A 21,666-nucleotide genomic window follows, 5' to 3' on the forward strand; every position below is an offset into this window, starting at 1 on the left:
TCGGCAATGCGTGCCTTAGCTCTGGCATGGCGCATCGCGGCTCAGGACTCGAGGATCGGGCGATCCGCAGGCACGAAGGGACATCATGGGACGGCATCTGATCTTCGGGGGCAATGGCGGCATCGGCGCGGCGATCGCGTGGCGACTGGCGCGGGCAGGGCACGAACTCGTGCTCGCCGGCCGCAACGCCGACGAACTTCGGCGGCTTGCCGAGGAACTCTCCGCCGAGACGATCCTCTGCGACGTGATGGACCCGCAGGCGATCGAACAAGCCGGCCGCGAGCTGCCGGAGCGGCTCGACGGCTTCGTCTACGCCGTGGGTTCGATCAATCTGAAGCCTTTCCCGAAGGCGACCGCCGACGACTTCCTCACCGACTACCGGTTGAACGCCGTCGGCGCGGCGCTCGCCTTCCAGGCGGCGGCGCCGGCCTTGCTCGATGCGGAAGAGGGCGCGAGCGCCCTGTTCTTCTCGACCGTCGCCGTGGAGCAGGGCTTTGCCGCCCACGCCTCGATCGCCATGGCCAAGGGAGCCGTCGTCGGGCTGACGCGCACCCTCGCCACCGAATACGCGCCGAAGATCCGGGTCAACGCCATCGCGCCCTCTTTGGTCGACACACCGCTCGGCCAGACGGTCGCCGGCAACGCCAGGATCGCCGAGGCGATCGCCAGGATGCACGCCCTCCCGCGCCTCGGCAGGCCAGACGACATCGCAGCCATGGCCGAATTGCTCCTGACCGAGGCCGGGTCCTGGATCACCGGGCAGGTCATCGGCGTCGACGGCGGCCGCTCGTCCATCCGCGTCATGCGCAGCTAGTCGTTTTGTCGCCCCGAGCCTCTCGGGCGGGCGAGGCAAAGCAGGGCGGCTGATCGTCTGGCGCGATGCCGTTTTGTTGTGCGGCTACAACGTCTGAAACCAAATGCGGCATTTCGGCGCTTGCGGTACGGCGAGCCATCGGCATTATTCGGGAAACCGGCGTCTGTGTCACGGGCGCGGTTAACGCGTCGTTAGCATTCACGGCGCAGCATTGGTCTGTCGTTCCACTTGCCTGTCATCGTGTCAGGAAGGTTCGGGACGCGAAATCCAAGCGTCGGCCGCTCGCCGGCCGCCGCTCGTCGAAGGGGTGTGCCGATGACCAGAAGAACCGTCGATGCTTCATTCTGCCGGATGTTGGAAGGATACAGCCTCACATCTGCAGAAGTGCTTTATCGCATGCCGGACCACCCGACCTTGCTGCAGACATTCATGTGGCAGTTCGAGGATCTAGCGCCGGACTATCCGCGTCTGAAGCGGTTTCTCGACCATTGGGAGCGGGAGATCGAGGCAATCATCCATTCCGTCCGGGTGATGCATCAAGGTCTGATCGCGCCGCGGGAGATCCGCCTGGTAAAGGACGCCGGGCGGCTCCATTAACAACTCACGAGCGGCATGCAGATCTTCAACGACAGGTCGCGATCGACCCTCGGAGTCCGTCCGAGACGTCATGTTGACCGAGCGATCCTGCGCAGGAGGATCGTGACGGATACGGCATAGAGGAATCCGCCGCGATGGCATCGATCGTCCCGGCGAGGGCGCTGACGGGGACCGCGAGAACCACGATCCCGCAGGCGGCCGTCTCGGCGAGGCTCGCAAGCTTGACGCGAAGATCGCTCGGCAGGTCATCCGCCGTCAGCGCCGGATCGTGCGCGACGATGTCGAAATGCGGTTGCAGATGGCGGGCCGTCAATCGGCCGAAGGCGCCGAAGCCGATGATGCCCAGCCGATGCTTCGGCATGCCGTTCGGTCCGTGGCCCATGATTTCACTCTGCCTCGCCCCTCGGAGCCCCCTCATCACGTCCCGAGGGAAGAACGCGCCATCCGATCATCAGTCGAGGATCGAGGCAAGACGCCGCCGATATCGCACCGAGACAACAGGCGTATCCAGCTTCCAAGCCGTGACGCTCGTGGGTTGGGACGTCCCCGAGATCAGGGCGCGCGCCAAGCCTCGGCAAACCCGGCCCTAGAGTGTCCGGCGATAAGTTCGCGTCAGATGCTGCCGATTCCCTCCCGGATCGCCGGGTCGTCCACAAACACGGATTCCACCTTGTCGCCCGGCGCTCGAAAGACCGGTCACTGCGAGCCGACATCGGCAAAGGCAAGATCCGGGATTTTCGACAGTTCCGCGGGCGCGATCTTCATTGCGCAAAACTCACTGCCGCCGGAGCCGTAGACATAACCCGTCTCCAGCACCCGCTTGCTGACGATCCGGCGGGTGCAATGCTGAAGTGCGATCGGCGGGACGCCGCCGATGAAATAGCCGGTAATCGCCGTCACTTCCTCCGGACTGGCGAAACGAAGGCCCTTCAGACCCGTCTCCCCGCGCAACTTCTTCTGGTCGATGCGCTCGTTCCCGCGCACCAGCACGCCGACATTCGTCCCGCTTTTCTTGTCGACGAGGATCATCATCTTCAGAATGAGGCTCGCATCGACGCCCAAGACCGCCGCGGCGTCGTCCGTCGCCTTGCCGCTCGTCTCGTGGGGAATGATCTCCATCGCGATGCCGAGGTCGTCGGCTTCCCTGCGGGCCTTCGCCGTATTGTCGCCCGTGTCGGACATCGTCGTCCCCTGTCCTGCCTCGCCGCCGCCCCGGGTCCCGGTCCCGATCATAGTTGCCAGAATGTCAGGGCGGCCAGTCCCATGAGGACGATCGCGGGCAGCCAGTGCTGCGCAATGGCATTGCTCCCCAGGCTCGTTCTCGATCGTGCCGCGCCCGCGGCAAGAGCCCAGGCCCCATTGGTGATGATCCCCACGAGGACGAAGACCAATCCGAGCGACAGGGCCTGCAGCCAAGTCGGCCCATGGGTCGGCTCGACAAAGCTCGGCAGGAAGGCCAGAAAGAAGAGGGTGCTCTTCGGGTTGAGGCCATTGACGATGACGGCGTCACGGAAGCTCTTGTCGGGTCGCGGTGTTTCGGCGGCGTTCGTCTCGGCCGCCGTGACGCCCGGTCGCGGCAGACACTTCCAGGCGAGGTAGAGGAGGTAGCAGGCCCCGACCAGCTTGAGCGCCTGGAGCGCCGTCGGGGAGGCGGCGACCACCGCAGCGATGCCGAGCGCGACCGCCAGAACCTGGAGGAAATCGCCGACGGCCAGTCCCACGATCGATCGCACACCGGCCAGGGCCCCTCCATTGAGGGTGCGCGAGGTCACGTAGAGGACGGATGGGCCCGGTGTCACCAAGAGGAGGGATGCGGCGAATCCAAAGGCGAGAACTTGGTGGAAGCCGATCATGAAAGGCCCTTGGGAAGAGAGAGCAACTCAAAAGAAGAAAAATTCGCTATCACAACGAGGACTGGTGGTCAATCTGGCGAGAATTCCGACCGGACGAGATCGATGACCGCCTGTTGCGCATGTCGCACGAAGAAGTGGTCTCCCGAAAAAACCACGCAGCGAAATTGGCCGACGGGCGCGAAATCGGCCCAGGCTTCGACCTCGGCGCGGCTTGCCAGGATATCCCCGTCCGCCCGCAAGGTGACGATCCGTGCCGCGAGGTCGGGACCTGGCGACAGCACGTAGCCGTCGGTCATGGCGATGTCGGAGCGCAGCATCGGCAGGATGAAGCGGGCGAAACGCCGGTCTTCCAGGATCCCGGGCGGGGTGCCGCCCAGTTCGCGAACGGCCGCCACGAAATCATCGTCGTCGAGCGTGTGCAGGAGCGGTCGCGAGAGCGCAAGACCCGGTGCCCGGCGGCCGGCTGCAAAGAGGATGTGCGGCCCCGGCTCTCCCTCCTCGGCAAGTGTTCGCGCCGTCTCGAAGGCGACCAGGGCGCCAAGGCTATGACCGAAAAACGCCATCGGCCAGGCGCGCTCGCCACGGCGCGCCGTCACGATGGCCTGACTGATCGCCCGTGCCGCCTCTCGGGCGTCGTCGATCAAGGGTTCGGATGCGCGGGTCTCGCGACCCGGCAATTGCACCGCCAGAACGGCGGTCGATGCGGGCATCCGCGCACGCCATGGCCGGTACATCGATGCGCCTGCGCCGGCGTGCGGAAAGCAGACGAGAATGCGATCGGCGTTTGCGAGATCCTCTTCTCCGACGATCCATTGGCCGGCGCGGCGCGGCAGCGCGGCGCTCATCGCGGACGATCCGGCGGCAGCGACAGCTGAACCGTCTCGGGGTATTCCGCCGGCACGGAGAGATCGCACGAGAGACGAACGCAGGCTCCGTCTCGCGCGATTTCGGAGAATCCCGAGAACTTGTAGGTCGCGTACATCATCCGATTGCGGCCGTTGGAGACGAAATCCGCTTCAAGCCCGACGCCGGCGTCGCGGGCGCGATTGCGGATGTAGTTCATCATGATCGAGCCGACGCCCCGCGATATCACCCGGCAGGACATCAACAGGAGACGGATCGTCCAGACGCGCTCGTCGATGTCGACGACAGCCAAACCGATCGTGCCGTAGGGGCCGTAGCGATCCTCGAGCCGAGCCACCAGAACCAGATGGTCAGGGCTAAGCCGCATCGCATCCAACGCCTCAAGGTCGTAGGTGCGGCCAGTCGTGTTGAGCTGGTTGGTGCGCAGCGTCAGCTCTTCGGCGCGCAGAAGGTCCTCCTCGCGGGCTTCCAGGATGGTAAAACGCATGTCGAGGCTTCTCAGAAAGGCCTGAGTGGGCTCGGAAGACTGGGCCTCGACCTCGCCGCGGCGGATCTCTGCCCGGTACATCTGCCTGCGTAACCGCGACTCGCCGGTAATCACCGCCGGCATGAAGTCCGGCCGGTCGGCGATCTCCTCGACCGCCCGGCCGTCGATCACCCTAACCTCGGGCAAGGCATGGTGGACCTCGCCGCGCTCGAAGGGTTCGTCGTCGACGAAGGCCACCGTATCGAATCCGAGATTGAGAGCCGCCACGATCGTCGCAACGGCTTGCGACTTGGCGCCCCATCCGATCTGCGGGTGGAGCACATAGTCGACGAGCCCGAATGCTTCGAGCTTGGCGAGAGCGAGATCGGCGTCGTTACGGCTTGCGACGGAAATCAAGACTCCGCGACGGTCGAGCTCCTCGAAGAGGGGCAGGATCGATGGTTTCAATCGCACGTCGCCATCCTCCAGGAGGGTGCCGTCCCAGAGTGTGTTGTCGAGATCGAAGACGACCAGCTTGACGCTCTTCGCCTTCTCTTTCCGGTGCTCGAGCGTTTCGGTCGCACTCATGCCAAGGCTCCGGTCGTGATGGATTGAACAGGGGGCTCGGCGTCGGCGCGCTCCCCATCGAGGATTCCGGCGATGGTGATCTCCTGGATCTGCGTCGAGCCCTCGATGATCTCCATGACCTTCGCGTCGCGCATCAGACGCTGGGGACTCGCGCCGTCCTCGCAGCCGCGGGCGGCAGTGATCTGCACCAGGTCGCAGGCCGCGCGGAAGGCGGCGGTCGATGCGAAGTACTTGGCCATCCAGGTTGCCTTGACCGCGTCCTGATGATGAGCATCGCGAAGCCGCGCGGCGCGCTCGCAGAGTTCGGCCGCCGCCGCTCCGTCGGTCCCCATGCGGGCGATCTTTGAGGCGACGAGTTGATGATCGATCAGCCGGTGTCCGAAGGTCCTGCGCGAACGGGCGTGGTCGAGCGCGCCCGCGAGGACGGCATCCAGGATGCCAAGCGAACCACAGGCCACGGTGAAGCGGCCGAGCTCCAATGCCGTCGCCGCAACGGCGGCAAGGCCGAAACCCTGCCGACCGACCATCGTCTCGGCGCCCACGCGGCAATCGTCGAAACGGAGTGCGGCCACCATCGAGGCCCGCGTTCCCATCATGGGCGCCATCGGGGACACGGTCAGGCCCTTTGTCCGGGCCGGCACGGCGAAGGCCGTCGCGCCAACCGGCGTCTTGGCGAAGAGCAAGAAAAGATCGGCGCGCTGGCCGAAGGTGATCCAGCGCTTCTGTCCGGTGATCCGGTGGCCGTCACCATCGGGTCGCGCGGTGCATTCGATCGCCGAAACGTCGCTGCCGGCCGCGGGTTCGCTGAGCGCGAGGGCGCCGATGGATTCGCCGGTCGCAAGCTTCGGGAGGAGCGCAGCCTTCACATCCGCCGATCCCCACCGGGCGATTCCGTGGCTGACCATGGTATGGACGGTCAGAAGACTGCGCGCCGACGAGCATCCCCGACCGATCTCGCGGGCGAGCGTCATCAGCCGCAGGGCGTCGATGCCGCTGCCGCCATAGGCCTCGGGGACCAAGACGCCGAGAATGCCGGCATCGGCCATCGCCGAAACGAGGCTCTCATCGATCCGCCCTTGCGCGTCCCATCGGTCGGCATTCGGCGCGATTTCCCGGTCGACGAAATGCCTCGGCATGTCGATCAGCGATCGGGACATCGCTCAGGCCTCGGCGGATTGGAGCGCCCAATCCTTGCCGGCGACGAATTCGCAGATTGCCTCCACCGACCGGAAATTCTCGATCTTGAGGTCGTCGTCCTCGACGGTGACGGCAAAACGGGTCTCGACGAAGGTGACCAGCTGCATGAGGAAGAGCGAGTTGACGTAGCCCGCCTTGAACAGATCGTCTGAATCGGAGGGCATGGTATCGCCCACGTGCCGCGCCAGGAACTGACGGGTGTGCGCACGAATGGGAGTGGTTTCGGCAGCGGAGCCTGCCAGAGCTTGCGACATGGTTCGTCCTTCTCGAGTCGAATGGGCGGCGCGCCGGGCTGGGGGTCAGGACGCGTAGGAATGGAAGCCGGCGCCGGATTTGCGGCCATGAAGGCCGGCGTCGACCATCTTTCGTAATAGCGGCGCGGGTCGGAATTTCGTGTCCCAATAGGCTTCGTAGAGCCGCTCGAGGGACTTCAGGATCGTGTCGATGCCAATCAGATCCGCCGTCTCCAAGGGCCCCATCGGATGACCGAAACACTCGCGAAAGATGCGATCGACCTCGGCCGCCGCTGCCACCCCGTCCTGGACCAGAAACACCGCCTCGTTGATGGTCAGCATCAGGACCCGGTTGGAAACGAAGCCGGGCATGTCTTCCACGACGACGCCCGCTTTGCCGATCGACTTCAGAAATGCTGCGGCGGCGTCGAGCGTGCGTGCGCTGGTATGATGGCCACGGATCACCTCGACGGTCGGCTTCATCGCCACGGGATTCATGAAGTGCATGCCGACGACGCGGTCCCGTCGCTTCGTCGCCGCGCCGATTCGGGTGATGGAGATTGCCGAGGTGTTCGCGGCGTAGACGCATTCCGGTTTGCAGACGGCGTCTAGTCGCGCGTAGACTCCGGCCTTGGCGTCCCATTCCTCGGTCACGTTCTCGACGACGAAATCGACCTCGGCAAGTCCATCATAGCAGGTCGTCATCCGGATCAAGGCGAGTTGGTCATCGACGGGCGGGGCCGAGCGATCGAAGAACTTCTGCTGGCGAATATTCGAGCGCAGCGTCCGTTGCGCGGCCTGAAGCCGATCGTCGTCGAGGTCGATGAGCTCGACTGGACTGCCGGCCCGCGCGATCGCCTGGGCGACGCCGCATCCCATGATGCCGGCGCCGATGACGCCGAACCGTCTCAGATCGATGGTGTCCTGCGCGCAAGCGGTCTCGTCCTGCGCTTGGCTTGGTCTCATGGCGTCGTCTCCGTACCGTCGATGATTTGGGCGAGCCGCTCCACGGTGAGGGCGCGGAACAGCGCCCCCAGTGGGATCTCGATTCCAAGCCGTTCCTTGAGGCGCGCGGCGAGGGAAAGTCCGAGGAGCGAGTGGCCGCCGAGTTCGAAAAAGCCGTCGTGAACGCCGACTTCATCTAAGCTGAGGACGTCGCGCCACAGGTCGGCGACCGCGATTTCGGTCGGGCTGCGCGGCGGGACGAACGGAACCGGAAGCCGGCGCTTGGCGGCGGCGGGCTTCTTCGTCGGCGGCGTCCTAGCCGCGCCGGATTCGAGATCGGCACGGATCGCATCGAGGCTGCGCGTCGTCACGGCGATGTTGCTGCCCGCGGTCGAGGCCAGGAGCCGGTCGATCGCGTCCATCCCTTCCTCGGGTCCGATGCCGAGGGCCAGATGATCGGCCAGAGGCAGCGGCGTCGACCTTGCGCCTTCGGGCGGCGCGATGGTCGCAATTTCGCGCGAGGTTCCGTCAAGAAGCGTGCGCATGTGGGTGCCGACATCGTCGATCCGCTTCAGGACGAAACCGTCGATCACGGCGAGCGCCCGACCATCGGCCGCGCGGATCGTCACCGCCGCGGTGGTCGTCTCCTCGGCATCGTTCGTGTCGAAGCGATGGTGACTGTAGATCGTGCCTTCGAGCGGACCGTAGATGCGCAAGGCACCATAGGCGATCGGAATGCGGAAGCGGCGGGCGAGATGAAGACCGACGAAGGCTGCGGCGATGTCCATCATCGAGGGATGCAGCGGCAGAGCGTCAGACGCCGTGCTGAAGAGGGCGGGCAGCGCGATCTCGGCGATCGCCTCGTGGTCTTTCGCATGGATCCGACGAAGACAGTGCGAACGGGGCCCGTATCCCATCGGACCGCGATGCTCCGGGGCACCAATATCCCGGAACGCCACGTCGTCGAGGAGATCGGCGATCGGCCTCGCAGCCGGCGGGGGTGTATCGGTCCGGCCTGCGCGGGCGCGGGCATGAAGGCGCAGCGGCGCATCCGCCTCGCCGAGGGGGCGCGAGGCCGATTGCACGTCGAAGCCGCCGCCGGCTCGCGGCGTCAGCATGACCGAGAGTGCAAGCCCGCCGCCCGCGGGAACCACGGCCGGACTGACGAAGACGAGCTCGGCGATTTCGATCGGATCGCGGCCGTCGCCGCAGGCCCCCGTCAGCGAATGGGTCACGGCCGCGCGGATCAGCTCGATATGGACGGTACCAGCGACGACCGGGTGGGAACTCATCCGGTGCTCGTCGACCAACCAATCGCTCTCGCGGATTTCCGCCTCGTAGACGCGCACGCTGCCTACCTGCCGCATGCGCGTTAGCAGGGGATGGTCGTCGATCTCTTCCGCCTCGGCAGAACCGGAGAGATTTCGATGCGCCATGCCGATGTCGCGCCAGGCGTCCCAGTTGACCGAGACCACCCGCATCCCGTCGCAACCGTCCATCGCTGCCGCGAGCGCGTCCTGATAGAGGTTCGCGGCAGCATAGTCGGCTTGGCCGGCGGCACCCGTGAGCGCGATCGACGACGAGAACAGCATCACCGTTCGCGGCTTGAGCGGCCGAACGGCTTCGATCAGAACAAGGGCGCCTTCGCATTTCGGTCGCATGACCCTGAACGCGTCGGCCGGGTCCTTCAATTGCATCAGCCCACCGCCGGCGACGCCGGCAGTGTGGAAGACCTCGTCCAAACGACCGAAGCGCGCCATGATTCGCGCCGCCACGGCCGCCATGGCCGGGCCGTCGGCCACGTCGGCGATTTCGACGACGACCTCCGCCGGGCCTGCCCGAAGTTTCTCGAGCGCCGCCGCGCGGGCGTCGTGTGCGGGGCCGCGTTTGCCGGAACGAACGACCAGCACGACGGCTGCGGCGCCTGTGGCGCTCAGATGCGCGGCGAGGCGCAGGCCGAGCGCGCCGCCGCCGGTCACGAGGTGGACACCGGGATGGCGGTCCTTCGGAGGTGGTGAAGCCGCCCTGAGCGCCTGGTGATCCTCACCCCAGGCGCGGTTTGCGCGCAGGGCGACGAGATCCGGGCGCTCCGGCTGGCGTATCTCGGCAAGGAAGGCATCGGCCGTGCCCACGGCGGCATGGTCCGGGATCCTGCGGCGCTCGGGCGAGCCGGCCGGGATGTCCCAAAGAAGATCGACGACGCGGGCGCAGATGTTCGTCTGCTCGTGCCGCATGGTGCGCGCGGCCCCGAGAACGATGGCATAGGCCGGCAAGGCCGTCTCGTCGCCGATGTGCCAGGCGCCGGGTGTGGCGACGATGATCTCGACGCGCTCATCCGTGGAGCGGTCCGCGAACACCTTCGACAGCGCCAAGAGGAGGTCGAAGCCGGTCCGGCGCGCGTGATCGAGGTTCGCCATCTCTCCGGCGAGACCTTCTCTGTCCAAACAGGCAAGGCAGACAACATGGCTCGGCGCGACATCGGCGACATGCAACGCCAGCGCGGCGACGTCGATCGCGCCGTCATGATTGGAGAGATCGGCAAAGGGGACGAAACAGGCGGTCGGCGCCCCGGGACCGTCGGCGAGGGCGGCGAACCGAGCCTCCAACATCTCAGCCATGCCGGCGCCCGATCCGATGACGAGCCAGCGCTCGCCGCCGTTCGACCCGCTGGTGATCACGCCCTTCGAATGGGGAAGGCTGCGCCAACCGCCGACGGTGAACCAGTCGGCGACGTCGTTGCGCCGCGCGCCCTGTTGCCGAGTGGCGAGGGAGGAGGGCGCCGTCGAGCCGCCGGATCCGGCAGCCAACCAATAGCGCTGCCGATCATAGGCGTAGCCGGGGAGTGCTGCCTTTCGTGCCCCCGCTTCGGCGAAGGCCGCCGGATCGAGCTTGAAGCCTGCGCACCAGAGCCGCCCTGCGGCCCTGAGAAAACCGGCGTGGTCGCCGCGTGGCTCGTAAGCAGAGGGCAGGGTGGAGACGACCGACCCGCGATGGGGGCCGGCGATTGTCGACTGGACGAAAAGGCTCGCCGTCGATTGCCCCGGTCCGATTTCGAGAACGGTGCGGCCGGACCGGGCAAGAAGCTTGGCGGCCCCATCGCCAAAGCGAACCGGTTCGCACATGTGGCGGACCCAGTATGCCGGGTCGGTCGCCTCGTCCGGCGTTATCCAGTTGCCGGTGACATTCGACAGATAGGGGACTTTGGGAGGGGAAAGTGTGATTTTTTCGAGCGCGCGCACTAGGGGGGCGGCGGCCGGGCGCAGCGCCTCGGTGTGGAAGGCATGCGACGTCTCGACCCGCCGCGATTGAACGCCCCGCTTGGACAGATCGGCGGCGAAGGCCGACAGATGGGCCACATCGCCGGCGACGACGCATTGGTTGGGACCATTGACCGCGGCAAGCGACACGGCTTGCGGCATGAGTGCGCGCACCATGTCTTCGCCCGAACCCACCGCGAGCATTGCGCCGGGCGGCAGCGCCGAAATCGCCCTGGCGCGAAGCGCGACGACCGACAGGGCGGATTTCAGATCCATCACTTCGGCAAGACAGGCGGCGACATATTCGCCCAGGCTGTAGCCGAGCATCCGGTCTGCGACGATCCCGAACGCACGCCACAATTCGGCCAGCGCGAATTCCACCGCGAAGACCGCCGGCTGCGCCGCCGCGGTATCGGCCAGAGGCCCGGCACCGTCCTCGGGTTTCGGCCCCCGGCCAAGCATACGGCGCAAGTCGATTTCGTTCGTGGCGCTGCTCCGGCTCGGGGCTTCGGTGAGCGGTCCGAGAAGATCGAGGCCGTGATCCTCCTTCAGGATCGTGCAGCATCGCGTCAGCGCATCGCGGAAGACGGGTTCCCGACGATAAAGTCCGTGAACCATGCCCGGCCGATGATCGCCGAGGCCGGGCAGCAGGAAATCGAGACCATCGGCATGACTGCCATCGCCCAAGACGACGTTTTCCGCCGCCTTGCCGGCGAAGGCGGCGGCGACCTGCTCGTGGGTCTCTGCGACGACGGCCATGCGATGGTCGCGCTCGCGCCGTCCTGACGTCAGGGTCAGGGTCAGGGTCGCGTCGTCGAGGCGTGGCGCATCTGCGACGGCGAAAGTGTCCGCGAGCTTCGCCGCGCCATTGCCAAGGGCGGTTTCGCTCGCTGCCGAGAGCAGGAAAAGCCGGGCGCGCGACCGCATGTCCGGGCGCTCCGCCGGAGTCGGCGCCTGTTCGAGGATCGCATGGGCGCCGGTTCCCCCCATGCCGAACGAACTGACGCCGGCGCGTCGCGGCGCGTCGCGCGTCTCCCAGAGGCGCCCCTCACGCACCACCTCGAACGGGCTCGATGCGAAATCGATGCGTGGGTTGGGGGTCGCATAGTTGAGGCTCGGCGGAAGCCAGCCATCCTCGAGGGCGAAGATCGTCTTGATCACCCCAGCGACCCCGGCCGCGGCATGGGTGTGGCCGATATTGGTCTTCACCGAGCCGACCCCGATCGCGCGATCGTGTGCGGCGCGGGCGCCGTAGGCGCGCGTCAGCCCTTCGATCTCGATCGGATCGCCGATCGGCTTGCCGCTGCCGTGGGCCTCCACATAGCCGATCGTGCGCGGGTCGATTTCCGAAGCCGCAAGCGCCGCGGCGACGATGCGCGCCTGACCGATCGCTGCCGGCGCGGTGTAGCCGATGCGTCTGGCGCCGTCATTGCCGATCGCGGTGCCGCGGATCACCGCTCGGATCCGGCTCTTGTCGGCGATGGCGTCGGCGAGACGCTTCAGGACCAGAACGCCGGCGCCGTTGCCCGGCACGGTTCCGGCGGCTGCGGCATCGAAGGTCCGGGTCACCCCGTCGGGCGCATAGATGCCGCCGGTCTGAAAGCGATAACCGACGATCTGCTCTGGGCGCACGGTCGCGCCCCCGGCAAGCGCGACGTCGCATTCGCCGGAAATGAGGGCCTGCGAAGCGAGATGGATCGCGACCAGCGAGGTTGAGCAAGCGCTCTGGACGGTGACGGCCGGGCCGACGAGATCGAGCCGATAGGCGATCTGCGTGGCCAGGAAGTCCTTTTCGTTGAGGAGATTGGCGATGAAAGCGTCGGTGTCGCGGTCCATCAGCCCGGCGCGCAGCGCAATGTCGCGATAAGTGTTGTAGTAGGCGCCGACGAAGACGCCGCATGGCGTGTCGGGCCCCGGCACGCAGGCGGCATTCTGAAGCGCCGCCTCGGAGCATTCGAGCAGCACCCGCATCTGAGGGTCCATCAGCTCCGCCTCGGCGGGGTTAATGGCGAAGGGCGCCGGATCGAACAGGTCGTGGTCGGCGAGCACCCCTTGCGCGCGGACATAGGCGGGATCTGCGGCGATGGCGTCGGGAATGCCTCTTGCGCGCAACGTCTCAGCGTCGAAGCGCGAAACCAGCTCGCGCCCCTCGGCCAGGGCCGCGCGATATGATTGCGGGTCGGGCGCGCCCGGAAAGCGACAGTCGAGGCCGACAATCGCGATTTCAAGACCGGTTTCGTTGGGAACGCTGGTCATGACGTCACCGCGAGCGGCTTGCGAGATTCTGCAAGGTGCCGGCCTTGCGGGTCAGGAGCCTGCGCCTCGTGACCGCGTTGGCCCCCTGGGGGGTGGCGGGTGGCGTCTTACCGGGCTCGAACAGAAGCGCAGCCTGGCTTTCGATGGTGGGATGGTCGATCAGGGTGATGATGTTGTCGGGCCGGCCCCAGCGTTCGACCATTCTGGAATGCAGGCGCGCGAGAAGGATCGAGTTACCGCCGAGCTGGAAGAAATTGTCGCGAAAGCCAGGCTCCCGACCCAAGACCTCGGTCCAAAGGGAGACGAGGTGGGTACGATCCGCCCCATCGACGGCGGCAGGCGCGTACTCTTGCGACGCGGGAGCCGTCGCGAAGCGCTTCGTCAGTTCCGAGCGGCGCACCTTGCCCGTCGCCGTTTTCGGCAGATCATCCACCACGAAGATCCGCGAAGGCACCTTGAAGTCGGCGAGCCTTTCGCGAAGGAATGCCTGAGTCTCGGCGGTCGAGACAATCGCGCCGGCTCGGAGGACGAGAGCGGCGGCGACGTCCTCACCGAGGGTCGGATGGGCGAGCGCGAATGCGGCTGCCTCCACCACCGCGGGGTGGCGTCGCAGCACCGTGTCTATCTCGCCGGGGATGATCTTAGATCCTCCCCGATTGATGAGTTCCTTGGTGCGGCCGCGTATGTAAAGATAACCATCGGCGTCGCGTCGGCCGAAATCGCCGGTGCGGAAATAGCCGCCGGAGAATGCGGCGGCATTCGCCTCGGGCGCGTTGCCGTATCCGTCGAAGACGTTCGGCCCGCTGATCGCGATCTCGCCGTCCTCGTCCGGGCCGAGATGCCGTCCGGCCTCGTCGAGAATGGCGATCGCGCAGCCGGTGCTGATGCCGACCGAATTCGTCTTGCGCCGCCCCGGCGGCAGGGGGTTGGCCGATACGAGCGACGTCGCCTCGGTCATGCCGTAGGCCTCGACGACCGGCGCGCCGAAGGTCGCTTCGATCTCGGCGAGGAGATCTGCGGGAAGCGGCGAGGAGGCCGAGCGGATGACCCGGAGCGAGATGCCGCCGAGAGCGTCTGGGTCGGTTCTCGCCATGCCGACCACCGCCTGATGCATGGCCGGAACGGCGCTGAACCAGCTTGGTCGATAGCGTCGCATCATGGGCAGGACGGTGTCGGCCGAAAACCCGCCGGTGCAGATCACCGCCGAACCGCCGACGATGCTCGCCAGGATCGTGCTGGTCAGGCCGTGGGCGTGATAGAGCGGCATCACGTTGAGACAGAGTTCGCCGGGCACGAGGCCCATCGCCTTGGCGGCGAAGCCTGAGCCGGCGATCAGGTTGGCGTGGCTGAGAGCGACGCGCTTGGGATGCGAGGTCGTGCCGGAGGTATAGAGGATCAGCGAGGCGTCCGAAGGCCCTGCGGCATCGATTGGATCGGCGCTCTCGGGCCCATTGCCGCCGTCGAGGGAGAAGACACCGGCCTGATGGCCGGCACTCAGGCAAAGAACGTCGATGCCGCGAGCGCGGGCGAGGTCGACGACCGGATGATCGCGGCCCGCTTCGATGATCACCGCGCGGGCGTTCATGTCGTCGAGAAGATAGGCGAGTTCCTCGGTCTTCAGTGCAGGGTTGAGTGGAGCGGAGATCGCGACCCGCGACACCGACAGGAAAGCCGTCGCCGCCTCGGGGCCATTGTCGAGCAAGATCGCCGCGACATCACCGGCACCGATGCCGCGCGCCCTGAGGTCGCCGCCGATTGTCCGGGTGAATTCATCGAGCGCCCGATAGGATATGTCGTCTCTGTCGGGGCTCGCGAGGACCCGTGCGTCGCCGAGAGCCGCCCCCCTCGCGGCAAGAAGCGCGCCGAGCGTCTGCGAGATCGGGGTGCCGAGCAGAGGCGTCATCGAAGATCCTCCAAGCTGTAGAGACCCGCTTCGGCCTCGTGGACGAAGCGCACTGCCGCGAGGATCGGCGCGATGAAGGCGCGGCGGTTCTCAATCCTGTGGACGAGTTCCAGGACCTCGCCGTCGCCATGACAGATCAGCCGGTGTTCGCTGACGCCCTTGCCGAGCCGCAGCGAGGCGATGTCGATTTCCGGCGCGTCTTTTGTCCGCGCCGCGCTCCAGGCCTCCGCGAGCATCCTGGCCGTCCCGCTGGGCGTGTCGGCTTTGTCGCGGAAGTGGACATCGAGGACGGAGGCGTCCCAGTGGCCGTCTCGTAAAGCGGCGAACTCACTCGCTGTGCGACGCAAGACGTCGATGCCGGCGCTGAAATTGGCAGCCACGAGTGTGGCGCGCCGGCATGCCACGGCGGCAATCCTCTCGAGCAGGCCATCGTCGAGGCCGCTGGTGCCGATGACGAGCGAACAGGGCGTCTCCGCCGCTTCCTCGACGAGCCGCGCGGTCCGGGAAGGGTGAGTGAAATCGACGACGACGGGGATGGGCAAGGCGAAGGCGGCGAGCTCGCCGGCGACGGACGCGCCGTCGATCGGACCATGGGGTCCCGACGGCGACAAGTACCCGCAAAGCCGCATGCCAGCGGCCTCGTGCACGGCCTTGCTGATGAGGCGCGACATTCGCCCGCCACGTCCACAGATCACCACCGGGATCGTCATGGCCGCCCCCCTGCGGCGTCGAGGCCACGCCTGTGCGCGTCGACGCCCTCGATCATTCTGCGGCCGCCCATATGACCGAGGTCGGCGCGCGTGGGCCATGGCGTGCCGTCATCGTGCCAAGCGAAACCGAGCTCGCGCTCGAGGCTCTCCACGAGCCCGACGAAGCGCTCCTGGCATCGTGCCGCGGCACACAGAAGCAGCCATGGCTCGGACCGTGGGTGAGCGCTCGCATCGCCGAGCAGCGAGATCTCGATCTCGAGCTTGGTGACGTCATGGGAAACGAGTTGCGATTGGCTGGCCACACCATTCGGTGTTCGACACTCGGCGAGACGGCGGCGAAGCTCTCGAAGACCGGCCCCGCAGCTGGTGGCGACGAGTCCGGCCGTGGCGACCGACCAGGCATCGAGCGCCGCAACCACCGCTTCGTCTTTCGGCCAGTTCAAGGATCTCGATAACCGTCCGACCCCCAGATGATGGCGGTCGAAGTCGAGATAGGCCGGCCCGGATGGGTGCTCGAGGTGGCTTGGGTCGGCTGCCGCCCTGTCCGGGGAAATCAGGGCAAGATGAACCCGCTCGCCCATCCGCACGGGCGCGATCGTCGCCGCAGCTTGCCGATTGCTCGTCATGACTCGGCCGGATACGCGGATTCCGCTGGGCGTTTCCTCCCCGATCAGCGCAACGACTGCGGGATCGAACTGGGCGTTCGGCGTGAAAAGGCCGAAGCCGATCGTCCCCGCCGAGGCAAAGGCCATTTCGGTTTCGGGACGATCGGGGAAGAGACTTCTGAGCCGGGCCCTCATCGCCCGGTCGCCCAGGGCGTCGATCGCCGCGCCGAAAGGGAGCGGATCGGCGGTCATTGCGCGGCCGTCTCTTCGCCGCAACGCTCCATCGCCACGCGGATGACGATGGAATCGATGCTTTCCAGGAAGATGATGTCCTCCTCGGGCCTGACCACGACGGCATAGCGGTGATCGAGCGCGTCGAGGATGTTGATCAGGCCGATCGAGTTGACGCCGGCGGCTTGCAGATCGCCCCCGGCTCGCCGCAGATCCTCCGCCGTCACGACGCGTCCGGTCGCGATCTCGACGATCTCTTCAATTTCCGCGCGCAACGCGTCACGCTCGTCGGGAACGGCCGCCATCATGCATTCTCCGTGTTGGAAGACTTGTCGTCGCGTCCCGCGGCGATGAGTTCGCGCAGGAGCGTCTGGCGCGCCTTGCCAGACGAGGATCGGGGAATTGTGGGGACCGGGCTGACCCGAGCCGGAACCTTGTAGGGCGTGAGTTCACGCCGACAGGCGTCCTGGATGGCGCGGGGCAATAACGCCGATGATCCGGCGACAGCGAGATGGATGAAGGTTCCCCCCGCCGCGTCGGTATCGGCGAAGACGGCGGCGTCCTCGACGCCGGGCAGGGTCCGGGCGAAGCTCTCGATCTCGACGGGGTCGACCTTTCGTCCTGCGAGATTGATTGGCCCTTCGATCCGCCCGGTGACGAACAGGCATCCCTCGTCCAGGCGACCGAGATCACCGGTCCTGTAGAAGCCTCGGCGGTTCAAACGCTGGCCTAGCGCATCCGGCGCATTGAGATAGCGGGTGGCCATCGAGGCCGTGCGTACGCGGATTTCGCCCGGCTCGGCGTCCGCCCCCGGCGCCTCGATCTCGACGCCGGGTAGAGCGCCGCCAAGGCCGCGATCGTGACCTTCTCGCGCGAAGGTGCAGGGGCCGACCTCTGCAATGCCGTAATAGTCGGCGAGCAGCACCCCGCTGGTTGCCTCGAATCGGGCCCGAACCTCCGCCGCCAGGGGCGCGCCCGCCGAAATCGCGACCCGCAGGCTGGCCAGCCTCGAATTACTGCTTTCGCCGCGGGCTTCCTCGGACGAGCCACCGAGGATCTGGTAGAGCAAGGGGAAGCCGACCAAACGGGTGATCTTGGCGCCCTCGACCCGCGCTCGAATGCGCGCCGAGGTGGGCATCCCCTCATGGAGATGAAGCTCGGCGCCCTGGATGAAGCTTGCAAGAAGCGAGGTGTTGAAGGCGAGCCCATTGGCGAAGGTCGCAAGACACAAGACCCGATCATCGCCGGCAAGACCGGTTCCCTCGATCCAGTTCCGGGCGGCGCTCGTCACGGCGAGGTGGGAAAATTCGAGGCATTTCGGCGCCCCGGTGGTGCCGGACGTGAAGCGGCAGGTGCCAGTGCGGGGATCGAGTGCGGGGATCGCGGCGCCTCCGACCTCGCCGCCCACGAGGCCAAGTGTCAGGCCACCGAACTCGCCGAGACGTTCGGCATCACGGAGCGCCGCCGATCCCTTGGCGTCGTGGAGAAACGGCCCGACGCCACAGCTCTGCGAGATCGTCGCGAGATCGCGCCGACCAAGGGCCGGATCGAGGAGGAACGGCGTGAGCCCCACCGCCAGCGCGCCGTAATAGCCGGCGACATACTTGGCGGAGTTCTCCGCATGGATGGCGACGCGGTCGCATCCTTTCGGCAACGAAGTCCGCAGAAAGCCGCCGAGGGCCGTAGCGGCGTCGAGAAGGTCACCGTAGGAGATCGCGCCGGCCATGTCGACGATCGCGGTGCGCTTGCTGTGCCTTTTGCAGCTTTCGGCGAAGACGTCGTGGATCGAGGCGCTCATGCGATCTCCATCTCGACAGCGGCGGGTCTCGTATGTGGCTCCGTTTCGGCCTGGTTGGCGAGGGTGTGGTTGGCGATGGTCAGCATGGTGGTCTGGCTTCCGCCGGCCATGCGCATGCCGCGCAGGGTTTTATAGGCGCCGAGCGATCGGCTTTCGGCCATGTAGCCGCGACCGCCTTCGAGATCGCAGGCGAGCCGCGCCAGGTCGCAGGCGCGCTCGACACAGAACCATTTGAGCTGCGCAACCCGAGACACGACGTCGGGCGAACGCCCGAGACGTCGGACCGCGCCTGCGACGCCGGCGATCATCAGCTGCTCGTCCGCAGCCGCTTGGCTCAGCGCATGGTGGTTCACCGGCCAGGCCGCCAGCGGTCGGCCGCCAAGCCGTCTCGCGCTCGCATGCGCCATGATGCCGTCGAGAACGCATCCATGGATAATCGTCGCCGCCGCGGCGATCGAGAGCCGCAGGCGCGACATGACTTCGTTCCAGACGATCATCTGGCGAAGGCCGTGACGGGACAGAAGATGGGATTTCGGCACGCGAACCGCATCGAAGCGAATGCTCGCAGAGTCGATGCTGCGGGTGCCGAGCTTGTCCCACACCTTTTCGACCGATACACCCGGCCGGCTCTTATCGATCAGGATGATCGCCGGCGAGGGTCCCATGCGCGCGGCGACGAAGCAAAGGTCGGCCTGATCGCCGTTGACGACGTAGTGTTTGATGCCGGTAACCACGATTTCGTCGCCGTCGACTTCGGCAAGGGTGGGCTCGTCGGCCGACGGGTCCGTGTCGCACTGGCAGGCGATGGATTGGCCGGACACGAGGCGCGGCAGATGCGTCTCGCAGATGTCCGCTTCGGCGCGCAGTAGCCAGCTGCAGGCGACCTCGCTCTGAACGTTGGCGCCGAGAACCAGCCCACCTTCGTCGCATGCCGCCAGAAGCGTCGTCACGGCGAGACTGCCCGTAAGACCATGGCCGTGTCCGCCCCGATCGGCCGGGACGCCGACGCCCAGAGCGCCGACACCCCCGAGAAAGGAAAACGCCTCCCGCGTGACCGATCCGCCGTCCCCGCGCCGGAACCCCGCGAGCCGCTCCGCCGTGACCTCGCGTGCAAGCCGCGAGAACAGTGCCTCGATCGAAGCGTACTCCGTTGCGCCGAGCATTCCTTTCAGACGGAATCGGGTGGCATCGGTCTCGGCGCCGCTCTGTGCACTTTCAACGAGAAAACGTGTGTTCAACGTGGCTGGTCCTTCAGGAGAGGCGAGACCATTGCAGGGTGGATTGAGCTGCGCCGTGGGCATAGGCGATCGCGGCGCGATCCAGCTTGACGGCCTCCGGATCGGCCTTGCCGATGGCGATGACGTAGATCGCGTCGTCTTCCGATTGCAGCCAAACCGCCTGCGCGATGAGCTGTTCGTCGAAGCCCCCGATGCAGGTGATGCCGAAATCATGGCGCGCTGCCGCCACGCACAGCTTATGGGCGACCTGTCCGGCATGGAAATGCAACTCGCACAGGCCGGAGCGTCCACGTCTCGCCAGGACTTCGCGAACCGGAGCATGCAGAACCACCAAGCCGGCGGCGTTTTCGACGACCGATTGGTTCATGCAGGCCAGGGAGAAGGATGCCGGGGTGTCTGACCCGCCCACGGCGCGGCTCATGGCGCCGCTTGGGTCGAGGCGATAGATGCCGGGTTCCAGGCCATCGATCCGGCGTGCGGCGAGGCTGAGCGAGACGCCGGATCGCGCATCGAAGTCGGCGCAGTCGAGAAGCAGGTCGGCATCGAGATCGCGGAGGGCTCCCTCGAGGGCATCCACCGACAGGGGCTCGGGCAAAAACCCGCGTGCGGAGAAGCGAAGCGGAGCAGCTTCGAAGAGGCCGCGCCAAAGCGTTTCGGAGTCTCGCGTATCGGCACCGACGGGCGCCGGCGATCGACCGGCAAGGGAGGAGTGCCGGCGAATGACCTGCGGCGGCGGGAAGTCCTGATGATAGCAGGTGATCGCCCGCAGGCCTTCCCAGGCGCGCTGCTCGAATTCGTCGGTCGGTTCCGCGTGGTAAAAGGGCAGGTTGCAGACGCTCGGCATGCGCTGCGACGCTCCGCCCTTGCCGCCCCGATCCGTCGCGTCCGCGTCGGCAGACAACGCCAGGACGACCTGTGGCTCGCGGCAATGGTCCGACAGTCCCAAGGCGTGCGCCAGGGCCCTGCGGCGAATGCGCAGGAATATCGTGGGCGCGAACCTTTGCGCCTCGGCCGCCGCAGCAATCGAGGCCGTGGCGTGCGCAACGTCGAGGCATGTGTAGAGATAACCGCGATCGCCGTATTTTCGCATACTGCGCCATGGTCGCGCCACGGCGACGACCAATGCGCAGAGCAAGGCCCCGGTTGGAGCCGGAATGCCGGCGGCGGCACCGAGAGCCCCGATGTCCGGCGCCTCGACCGCCCGCATCACGTTCGCGTCGACGTCGGAAATGTAGCTCGTCGAGGGGGTCGTCTCGCCAGCCGGCAAGACGAGGTAGAGTTCATAGGGGAAGAGCGCGCCGGCTGATGGCACCGCCCGGCCGCAAACCGGATCGAGACCGATCCGCGGCAAGACCTGCCCGGTTTGGCCGCATGCGTCGCCGAGAAGGGAGAAGAGCCGGGCTCGCAAGCCCAAGAGATCTTCATCGCTCAACATGGCCGCCCGCCAATCACTGCGGGGAAGGCTCGCGGGCTGATTGCGGAGGCGTGTCTTTGTCCAGAAGAATTGGAGGGCGCTGGGTTCTCGCGAGGAGTCGCCGGTGCTTTCTGACATGGAGAAGCTATGCAACTTTTGATGATAGATAAATCGAAATACACTTTAAACGAGCACAACCAAAATAGTCAATCTAGAAATTGTTAGCGTTTTGCGGGTAGCGGCTTTCACAGCCTCATGGGCCAGATGGACGCCGCGCGGATCACGGATGTTCGGCCTGTCGGGCGCCCGCCCAACGCCAGACAGTGAGTTGGTCCGGGAGAATTGGCTGTTCCGCAGATTTTTATGGTTCACGATGCGAGGAGAACCGTCGGCGAAGTAGATCGAGGTGTCCGCGTGTGATCGACTCGATGAGCTCGGCGGCGATCGTCGGCGCCGGGATCGCGTGGGGCATTCCGCTTTTCGGTCTTCGACCAGTCGATGATGCGTTCTTTCGCGTCGAGCAGTTCGTCGTCGGCGAGGGCCTCTTCGCCGGCGGTCGGAAATCGCTCACGCAGCCTGTCGCGATGACCGTCGTGGTGGCGTGGGGCCTTTTCCGCGTGGCCGGGAGGGGCCATCCGCGGCGGTCCGCCGGGGCGCTCGTCGAGGCCGGGCAGGCCGTCCTGGCCTGCACCGCCGG

At 66.5% G+C, this 21,666-nt stretch carries 19 protein-coding genes; 3 read left to right on the forward strand and 16 right to left on the reverse strand.

Annotation, left to right across the window (positions count from 1 at the left end; all coding sequences use genetic code 11):
- The first annotated feature begins 85 nt into the window (after window positions 1-85).
- Complete coding sequence (locus tag GTK09_RS16395) at window positions 86-814, forward strand: SDR family NAD(P)-dependent oxidoreductase (RefSeq protein WP_163464466.1); 729 nt, start codon at window positions 86-88, stop codon at window positions 812-814.
- 315 nt (window positions 815-1,129) lie between these two features.
- Window positions 1,130-1,411, forward strand: coding sequence for an usg protein (locus GTK09_RS16400; protein ID WP_163464468.1), 282 nt, complete (start codon window positions 1,130-1,132; stop codon window positions 1,409-1,411).
- 25 nt (window positions 1,412-1,436) lie between these two features.
- On the opposite strand, the gene GTK09_RS16405 is transcribed toward GTK09_RS16400, so the two are convergent.
- From GTK09_RS16405 to GTK09_RS16480, 16 genes are all read right to left on the reverse strand, one after another.
- The gene (locus GTK09_RS16405; protein ID WP_163464471.1) at window positions 1,437-1,772 is read right to left on the reverse strand and encodes a Rossmann-fold NAD(P)-binding domain-containing protein; all 336 of its coding nucleotides are present in this window, start codon (window positions 1,770-1,772) and stop codon (window positions 1,437-1,439) included.
- A 335-nt stretch (window positions 1,773-2,107) separates the two neighbouring features.
- On the reverse strand, window positions 2,108-2,593 hold the full coding sequence (locus tag GTK09_RS16410) for an aminoacyl-tRNA deacylase (RefSeq protein WP_163464473.1): 486 nt from the start codon (window positions 2,591-2,593) through the stop codon (window positions 2,108-2,110).
- Window positions 2,594-2,640: 47 nt separating this feature from the next.
- Window positions 2,641-3,264 (reverse strand): LysE family translocator, encoded by a 624-nt coding sequence (locus GTK09_RS16415; RefSeq protein WP_163464475.1) that lies wholly within the window; start codon window positions 3,262-3,264, stop codon window positions 2,641-2,643.
- A 68-nt stretch (window positions 3,265-3,332) separates the two neighbouring features.
- Window positions 3,333-4,109, reverse strand: coding sequence for a thioesterase II family protein (locus GTK09_RS16420; RefSeq protein ID WP_163464477.1), 777 nt, complete (start codon window positions 4,107-4,109; stop codon window positions 3,333-3,335).
- Window positions 4,106-5,182 (reverse strand): HAD-IIIC family phosphatase, encoded by a 1,077-nt coding sequence (locus GTK09_RS16425; RefSeq protein ID WP_163464479.1) that lies wholly within the window; start codon window positions 5,180-5,182, stop codon window positions 4,106-4,108. Before GTK09_RS16425 ends, GTK09_RS16420 begins: the two co-directional genes overlap by 4 nt.
- A complete protein-coding gene (locus tag GTK09_RS16430; protein WP_163464481.1) occupies window positions 5,179-6,339 on the reverse strand; it encodes an acyl-CoA dehydrogenase family protein in 1,161 nt (386 codons plus the stop codon). Before GTK09_RS16430 ends, GTK09_RS16425 begins: the two co-directional genes overlap by 4 nt.
- Before the next feature lie 3 nt (window positions 6,340-6,342).
- The gene (locus GTK09_RS16435; RefSeq protein ID WP_163464483.1) at window positions 6,343-6,633 is read right to left on the reverse strand and encodes an acyl carrier protein; all 291 of its coding nucleotides are present in this window, start codon (window positions 6,631-6,633) and stop codon (window positions 6,343-6,345) included.
- Between the two features lie 45 nt (window positions 6,634-6,678).
- Complete coding sequence (locus tag GTK09_RS16440; RefSeq protein WP_203561073.1) at window positions 6,679-7,578, reverse strand: 3-hydroxyacyl-CoA dehydrogenase family protein; 900 nt, start codon at window positions 7,576-7,578, stop codon at window positions 6,679-6,681.
- Window positions 7,575-13,070 (reverse strand): type I polyketide synthase, encoded by a 5,496-nt coding sequence (locus GTK09_RS16445; RefSeq protein WP_163464485.1) that lies wholly within the window; start codon window positions 13,068-13,070, stop codon window positions 7,575-7,577. Before GTK09_RS16445 ends, GTK09_RS16440 begins: the two co-directional genes overlap by 4 nt.
- A 4-nt stretch (window positions 13,071-13,074) precedes the next feature.
- The gene (locus GTK09_RS16450) at window positions 13,075-14,973 is read right to left on the reverse strand and encodes a non-ribosomal peptide synthetase (RefSeq protein WP_163464487.1); all 1,899 of its coding nucleotides are present in this window, start codon (window positions 14,971-14,973) and stop codon (window positions 13,075-13,077) included.
- Window positions 14,970-15,782, reverse strand: coding sequence for a 4-hydroxy-tetrahydrodipicolinate reductase (gene dapB, locus GTK09_RS16455; RefSeq protein WP_312869905.1), 813 nt, complete (start codon window positions 15,780-15,782; stop codon window positions 14,970-14,972). The genes GTK09_RS16450 and dapB overlap by 4 nt, the downstream gene beginning before the upstream one ends.
- A complete protein-coding gene (locus GTK09_RS16460; RefSeq protein WP_163464491.1) occupies window positions 15,680-16,540 on the reverse strand; it encodes a hypothetical protein in 861 nt (286 codons plus the stop codon). Before GTK09_RS16460 ends, dapB begins: the two co-directional genes overlap by 103 nt.
- Complete coding sequence (locus tag GTK09_RS16465; RefSeq protein WP_163464494.1) at window positions 16,537-16,827, reverse strand: hypothetical protein; 291 nt, start codon at window positions 16,825-16,827, stop codon at window positions 16,537-16,539. Before GTK09_RS16465 ends, GTK09_RS16460 begins: the two co-directional genes overlap by 4 nt.
- Window positions 16,824-18,317 (reverse strand): class I adenylate-forming enzyme family protein, encoded by a 1,494-nt coding sequence (locus GTK09_RS16470; RefSeq protein ID WP_163464495.1) that lies wholly within the window; start codon window positions 18,315-18,317, stop codon window positions 16,824-16,826. The genes GTK09_RS16465 and GTK09_RS16470 overlap by 4 nt, the downstream gene beginning before the upstream one ends.
- Window positions 18,314-19,555, reverse strand: a complete 1,242-nt coding sequence (locus GTK09_RS16475) for an acyl-CoA dehydrogenase family protein (protein WP_163464497.1) — start codon at window positions 19,553-19,555, stop codon at window positions 18,314-18,316. Before GTK09_RS16475 ends, GTK09_RS16470 begins: the two co-directional genes overlap by 4 nt.
- A 13-nt stretch (window positions 19,556-19,568) precedes the next feature.
- Window positions 19,569-20,990 carry a nitroreductase family protein gene (locus GTK09_RS16480; protein ID WP_163464499.1) on the reverse strand — a complete coding sequence of 474 codons (1,422 nt, stop codon included), beginning with the start codon at window positions 20,988-20,990 and terminating at the stop codon, window positions 19,569-19,571.
- 395 nt (window positions 20,991-21,385) lie between these two features.
- Here GTK09_RS16480 and GTK09_RS16485 point away from each other — a divergent pair.
- Window positions 21,386-21,666: hypothetical protein (locus GTK09_RS16485; RefSeq protein ID WP_163464501.1), on the forward strand; the 281-nt coding region annotated here is incomplete at its 3' end.

The organism is Jiella pacifica (genome assembly GCF_010500815.1).
In the GTDB taxonomy this organism is placed as follows: domain Bacteria; phylum Pseudomonadota; class Alphaproteobacteria; order Rhizobiales; family Rhizobiaceae; genus Jiella; species Jiella pacifica.